Genomic DNA, 6,299 nt, shown 5'->3' with positions numbered 1-6,299 from the left:
TTTCCCGGCGTTTTGGGTGAAAGCTTAACCGGTAAAGCTTTGCAAGACGGCTTGTGGCAGCTTGATACGGTCGATCTACGGCAGTTTGGTGTCGGCAAGCATCGAAATGTCGACGATACCCCCGCAGGCGGCGGCGCGGGCATGGTCTTGCGTGCTGACGTTCTGGGCGAAGCCATCGAGTATGCCATGACGGGTATACGGGGCAACTGGCCTATCATCTACCTCAGCCCTCGTGGTCGCCCGATGAACCAACAGATGATGCAGAATTTGGCGCGTTGCGACGGCATCACCCTGTTGTGCGGTAGATTTGAAGGTGTGGATGAGCGCGCCTTGGAACACTACGGAGTTCAGGAAGTCTCCTTGGGCGATTTCGTATTAACTGGGGGGGAAATCGCGGCCCAGGCGCTTATCGACGCCACGGTTCGGCTTATCCCGGGCGTTCTGGGCAATCAGGCTTCCACAGAGCAAGAGAGTTTTTCCTCCGGTCTACTGGAACACCCGCAATACACGCGCCCTGCGGAATGGAACGGCCGAAATATCCCTGATATTCTTATGTCGGGTCATCACGGTCGTATCGCGAATTGGCGCCATGAAATGTCGGTGCAAATCACCCGCGAGCGGCGACCAGATTTGTGGGAGAGCTATTTAAGGTCACAGAAAAAGAATAATGATTAAGTCGCAGCGATCTAACTGCGTGCCGCTGATACGAATTATTGTTGTTGGATCCGCAAACTTTCAAATTACTAGCCACCAGTTCTAAGTGAACAAAAACTGCACGAATATTGGCTTAAACAGGCATATTCATGATCAGGAGGCCCCAGCCTTCCACCGGACCCATATATCTGGTGAGCCATTGAAAGTGTTGATGTCCACCTTGCCCTTTACCCCTGGAACCAGACCGGTGCCAGTGTACTGCCAAAACCGCCAAATGGTTCGTGGATAAACATTGCGCGGATGGCCCGCGACTGAGCGCAACCAAAAATCCGTTTTGGGCAATCGTGCGATGTCTGTATCTTCGTAAAAATCTACTGTGGTGTAAATGATGGGCCGGCGACCATAATGTCGCTCCAAGATGCTAAGGAAACGCTCTGCTTCGGCGCGAATTGTTTCCCCATCCGGACGAAGAGTGCAGGTTTTGGAATGAGGCGTCCATTCCATGTCCAGCACATGTGGCAGGTCTGCACCCTTGGGTACATTGCGAATAAACCATCGGGCCTGTTCTGCAGCCGGACGACAAAAATAATAGTAGTGATAGGCCCCCCAAGGTACGCCCGCCGCCTGCGCGCCTCGCCGGTGATCGTCGAAAAGCGGGTCGGAAAAATCCCCGCCTTCCGTCGCCTTGATAAAGGCGAAACTTACCCCTGCAGCCTTGGCAGTTCGCCAATCAATTTGACCCTGCCATCGTGAAACATCCAACCCGTGAACCGGGTAAAGCCCGGGATGCCGTCCTTCCCAATCGTGAGGATCCGCATCCCCGAATTTCGGGAATATAACTGACGGAGAAGTCGTGTCAGCAAATGCCATGGGTTCGACAGCCTGCGGCTGGGGGCCACGACGCCCGCATGAAATTAGCGCGACGGCCAAGATGGCCAAAATGACGGCTTTGCGCATCGTCTGTTCCTATGCTTGAAATCTGCTCGTATAATTGCCCCAAGAATGCCTGATCGACGGAACAAGGCAACGATACATTTCTCAGACGGCGAAAACCCACCGTATGCCCTCTGTTTTACGACAATTTAGGCTTGATCGCCGGCTTCAAATTCCTTAAACGACCTCAATCCGGTGCCACGCCAAGTGACTCCGGTGATTTGGTTTGCTACTTGGCACTGCGCCCGGCTTTCTTCTGCAAGGGCACAACATAGCAAGCCAAGCCAAAGAAACATTCGATCTGAACTCTGGCGGGCTGTTCGCAGGACCCGATGAAGACCAAGAGCTCTCAGACCGTGCCCAAACTTCGTGGACCAACCACGAGCAGATAGGAGTAACTGCGATGGACCTGATCGCACAGCTTGAGGCGGAACAGATAGCCGCCCTGGGGAAAGACATCCCCGACTTTAAGGCCGGCGACACCATTCGTGTCGGCTATAAGGTGACCGAAGGCTCACGCACGCGTGTTCAGAACTACGAAGGCGTCTGTATCGCGCGCAAGAACGGCGATGGAATCGCCGGATCGTTCACTGTCCGCAAAATTTCGTTTGGCGAAGGCGTGGAGCGTGTTTTCCCGCTGTATTCGACAAACATTGACAGCATCACCGTTGTTCGCCGCGGTAAAGTCCGCCGCGCCAAACTGTACTATCTGCGCACGCGCCGCGGTAAGTCCGCGCGTATCGCAGAAGTCACCAACTATAAGCCCAAGGCTGGCGCCGAGGCGTAAGGAGCGGAAAGATGAAAAAAGACATCCATCCCGATTATCACCTCATCGACGTCAAGATGACCGATGGCACCATCGTTCAGATGAAGTCGACATGGGGTTCAGAAGGCGATCAGCTTGCTCTGGAAATCGACCCGTCCTCTCATCCGGCTTGGACCGGCGGCGGTACCCGTCTGTTGGATGCAGGTGGTCGCGTATCGAAATTCAAAAAGAAGTACGAAGGTCTGGGTTTCTGATCCATTCCATTCTGATTTCGAAAGCCGCCCTCTTTCGGGCGGCTTTTTAATTTTGATATGGTCGACGCCGAATTCGGCAACCCAAACCAGAATGGTATGGCGATCATTCAAGATAGAGCCAGCGACTTCCCTTTACCTTTCCCAAATCGATCTCGTGAACGCCATCTTTGACGGTGTGCGCTGCTGATACGTCACCGACGCGCCCGTCACGGGAAATCAATTCCAAATCTGGCCGAGCTTGTATCCGCAAAATGCCTGTTATGGGTTCAATACGGAAATTCTCGTCTTCGGGATGTACAGAAATCGCGCGTCCGGAAATCGAAATAAGAATGCGCCGTGCCTGCGTTAACGCTGATTGATCCAAACTCTGCACTGCGATCGCTGCCATAGGGTTATCGACGTTAAACTCAACATTTGATGTCTTTACGGGTTCGCCGTGAAAACGCCCGGCAACTATCTGACTGTTATCAATATTAACGACAAACTGACCTTTTTCGAATGCTCTGAAAAACTCTCCGGTATCTGCTTCAACCACGCCCGATCTCGACTTTAGATAAGAGCGATCAGGATCCAAGTCCTGGTAACTTTTACCAGTCAGGTTAGTCGCAGTCAGCCATGGCAAAGCGGGTGTCTCGGGCATACACGTAACTAACCGGCTTTGCTCAATGATCGTACGAATACCAATGGAAGTATCGGGTGCAATCGAACGGCCAAAGAAATCTGAAGCATCGGGGCACAAGGCATAGGTTTGTTCTGCCTGCCTTATATGCCCGGCGCGGTAAAGGATCGCGGCAGCGGGCATCATCCAGATCATTCCCGGATCACTGGCAATGCTCCAGTTTTCAGGAAAAACATTTCCATTCAGTCCTTGTTGCGAATACCCGTAGACCATCATTGCGTCCCACCCCTGAAACGCGGCCATTGCAGCCACACGAACGGGTGCAACAAAACGATCTTCAGCCAAAGTAGTCCCGATATTCCACTCAGAAACGCTCAGAGGCAGACCGTCGACTTGTGCGATAGCTAACCAATCAAGCAAACCTGCTCGTTGCCGCGGATCAAAATCTATTTCTCCTTCCCATCCATAGCTGTGCGTATCAACGATGCCCCCGCGCATTTGCGAGGGCAAACCGGCAATTGACATCTCGCCCCAAAGGCTCGTCGTGGAAATTAACCCGTCAAACCCAGTATCCCGGACTGACTGTGCCATCCTGTCAAAGAACTTGTGCTCAAGGTCGTTAAGAAAAATCTTGGACGGCCCAAACTCCCACGCCCGCCAAGTCCTTTCCGCGTCAAACCCGTGTTCCTTTGCGAATGCATTTGCCAAAGCCATGTAAGTTTCGGAATGCCGTGGAACGCCTTTGTCTGGTAACAGTATGTTCCCAAAATGATGTGTCAGATCGTTTTCATTGGTAATCTGAACGGCAATCACGGCTGGCTCTTCAGAATAACTCAGACCTGTGTATTTGTTTTTGTGGGACAGAAACGCGGTTTGAAATTCTTGCATAAGGCGTTCGATGCTTGGTGAAACAAAGTTGAAACCCACGGCATCAGCTTTGTCCTGCCCACCGGCAAGTTCTTCGAAATTTTCCACTCCGTCTGACGCAGTAAAGCGGCGGCCAACATGAAGATCCAGCCAGATGTAGATACCTTCGTCCTTTAGGGCAGTTATCCATTGATCCAGCTTGTTCAACCACGCAGGATTGAGCTGGGTCGTAGTTTTCGCATTCTCGCCAAATATGTTCGGCTGAACCCAATCGGAGTCGTGATGGTGAATTCGCACCAGATTGAAGCCCAACTGAGCCAACCTTTTTGCATGCGCCTTAATGTTCCGAGGCTCGGTAAAGTAAATGGCGTATGCCTGCAGATTTGCGCCCCAAAACCGGATGGGCGTACCGTCTTCGAAGATCAGTTGATCCCCTTGCGCCATTACGCGCCCGTGAATGCCCGCAGGTTTGTGGTTCAACCCACTTAAGTCCGGTGTCGCGGTCCGAAGTGTGATTTTGTCTAGTGGCCAGTCTTCCGAGGCTTCAGCGACATCGCGGTCTGAGTGCAGCGTGAAGAGGCAAAGACATATAGTAAACAGTATCGAATGTATGTTTCTCACAATACAGCTCATAAAGGCACCCAATCAGAAAATTGCTACCGTCAGATCATAAGCTGCAACGCGCTGAAAGCTTAGTTAAATATTGTCGCCGCTTTCAACTTTTGTCTTTGACCAGTTGCTTTGCGTCTTGAAGCGGGGGCACTGGCCCACGCAACAAAAGGAGCGCAAGAATAACCGCAATCGATGCGGCAACGGCGGCACACAACATGGCACTGTCAAACGCATTGTCCTGCAAATCCCTAAGGGCTTTGGCCAGCGATGTGCCGGAATTAGGATTCATACCGGAAATGATCTGTTGAATTTGACTTGGAGTCCCATGCGTCAAAGCACGAGACAGTTCTTCCTCTTTATTCGATCCGGCCGGAAGCGCGGCAATCACCTCAGCCAGACCGGAACGAGTCGATCTTGCCTCCGCCAAGCCGCCGATAACAGCGCCCAGCGTTGCGCCAAAATAGAGAAAAGCGTTGACTACACCTGATCCCTGCCCGACATGTTCCTCTGGCAAAAGCCGCAATCCCAACCTTGGCAGCAGCGAAAACCCTATACCAAGTCCAAGGCCCAAAATGACCAACTTCCACCATATTTCAGAGTAGCCTGTTGTGTTTGTCGTCGAAGTCAGCAGGAACAATCCGCAAGCCATGCTACCCATACCCAAAATGATGGGCCACTGAAAACTGTAGGGTGCCAGGAACCGGGGGGCGGTAACTGAAACGGCAAACATACTTAGGCTGAGCGGCAATATCGCTGCCCCTGCACCGATTGCCGTGTACGCAAATGTATCCGGAGATTGCACGAACGTGTTAAAGTAAACAAAGAAACAAAACAGGGCAAAACCTGTAAAAAACATGCCTGTCGCGGCCATCAAGTATCGGGGATGGCGGAAATATCGCAACTCGATCAAAGGGTCATCGCTGCGACGCGAAGTTGTGATCAGCGCAAAAACAGCGACAACCGAGACACATAATGGAATAAGCGTGGTTACGGTTCCCCACCCTTTGCTTTCACCGTTGCTTAAGGCAAATGACAATGGACCGAGCAATAGAACAAGAGCCACGGCGCTGGGAAAGTCAAATTTTGCCCCTTGCAGCCTTGTGTCTGGTACATAATTCTGTCGTTGCACGCGCAATCCGATTATGAAAGCAGCTACCAACAATACCAAATCAGTCGCAAATACGCCTCGCCAGCTGATGTAATGGGCAAATGCCCCGCCAACGATCGGACCGAGACCGATGGCCAGACCGACGATCGCGCCCCATGCTCCTGTAACGCTGGCTCGTTTTTCTTCCGGCGTCGCCGCGGTGAGCAAAGACAGCGACGTTCCGAACAAGGCGGCGGCACCCGCCCCTTGCGCTCCGCGGCCTATTAACAGCATCGCGGCGTCCTGCGAGAAAAGAACCAACCCAGACCCAACTGCAAAGACGATCATTCCAAAGAAGAACACACCCATTTTGCCGGTGATATCCCCCAATCGGCTGACAATTGTGACCAGTGTGGCACTGACCACCGTGTAAACTGCCATTACCCACTGCAAGCCTGACGGGCCTAGATCAAATTCAGCCTTAAGGTTGGGAAGAATGGTCGCCAC

6 protein-coding genes are annotated in these 6,299 nt (G+C 52.4%); 3 read left to right on the top strand and 3 right to left on the bottom strand.

Annotated features, from left to right (window positions below):
• On the top strand, window positions 1–675 hold a 675-nt coding region (trmD, locus tag AC2FNE_RS24285; RefSeq protein ID WP_496806529.1), incomplete at its 5' end, for a tRNA (guanosine(37)-N1)-methyltransferase TrmD.
• Between the two features lie 132 nt (window positions 676–807).
• On the opposite strand, the gene AC2FNE_RS24280 is transcribed toward trmD, so the two are convergent.
• Window positions 808–1,611: a glycoside hydrolase family 25 protein gene (locus AC2FNE_RS24280; RefSeq protein ID WP_170608466.1), complete on the bottom strand. Its 804-nt coding sequence runs from the start codon at window positions 1,609–1,611 to the stop codon at window positions 808–810.
• A 379-nt stretch (window positions 1,612–1,990) separates the two neighbouring features.
• On the opposite strand from AC2FNE_RS24280, the gene rplS reads away from it, so the two are divergent.
• The gene (gene rplS, locus AC2FNE_RS24275; protein WP_170478030.1) at window positions 1,991–2,374 is read left to right on the top strand and encodes a 50S ribosomal protein L19; all 384 of its coding nucleotides are present in this window, start codon (window positions 1,991–1,993) and stop codon (window positions 2,372–2,374) included.
• Between the two features lie 11 nt (window positions 2,375–2,385).
• Window positions 2,386–2,607, top strand: coding sequence for a 50S ribosomal protein L31 (gene rpmE / locus AC2FNE_RS24270; RefSeq protein WP_170476780.1), 222 nt, complete (start codon window positions 2,386–2,388; stop codon window positions 2,605–2,607).
• A gap of 103 nt (window positions 2,608–2,710) precedes the next feature.
• On the opposite strand, the gene AC2FNE_RS24265 is transcribed toward rpmE, so the two are convergent.
• Together AC2FNE_RS24265 and AC2FNE_RS24260 are read right to left on the bottom strand one after the other, a co-directional pair.
• Window positions 2,711–4,714 (bottom strand): cellulase family glycosylhydrolase, encoded by a 2,004-nt coding sequence (locus tag AC2FNE_RS24265; protein ID WP_367648208.1) that lies wholly within the window; start codon window positions 4,712–4,714, stop codon window positions 2,711–2,713.
• 94 nt (window positions 4,715–4,808) lie between these two features.
• A partial coding sequence (locus AC2FNE_RS24260; RefSeq protein WP_496806528.1) for an MFS transporter occupies window positions 4,809–6,299 on the bottom strand: 1,491 nt, incomplete at its 5' end.

This window comes from Ruegeria sp. YKSD179, from assembly GCF_059612885.1.
Note: the sequence above shows the minus strand (reverse complement) of the source record. Positions and strands in the feature narration are given on the sequence as shown.

Bases quoted from the DNA above. Each gene is read 5' to 3' on its own strand.
- rpmE (WP_170476780.1), top strand. From the start codon at position 2,386: ATGAAAAAAGACATCCATCCCGATTATCACCTCATCGACGTCAAGATG.
- rplS (WP_170478030.1), top strand. From the start codon at position 1,991: ATGGACCTGATCGCACAGCTTGAGGCGGAACAGATAGCCGCCCTGGGG.
- AC2FNE_RS24280 (WP_170608466.1), bottom strand. From the start codon at position 1,611: ATGCGCAAAGCCGTCATTTTGGCCATCTTGGCCGTCGCGCTAATTTCA.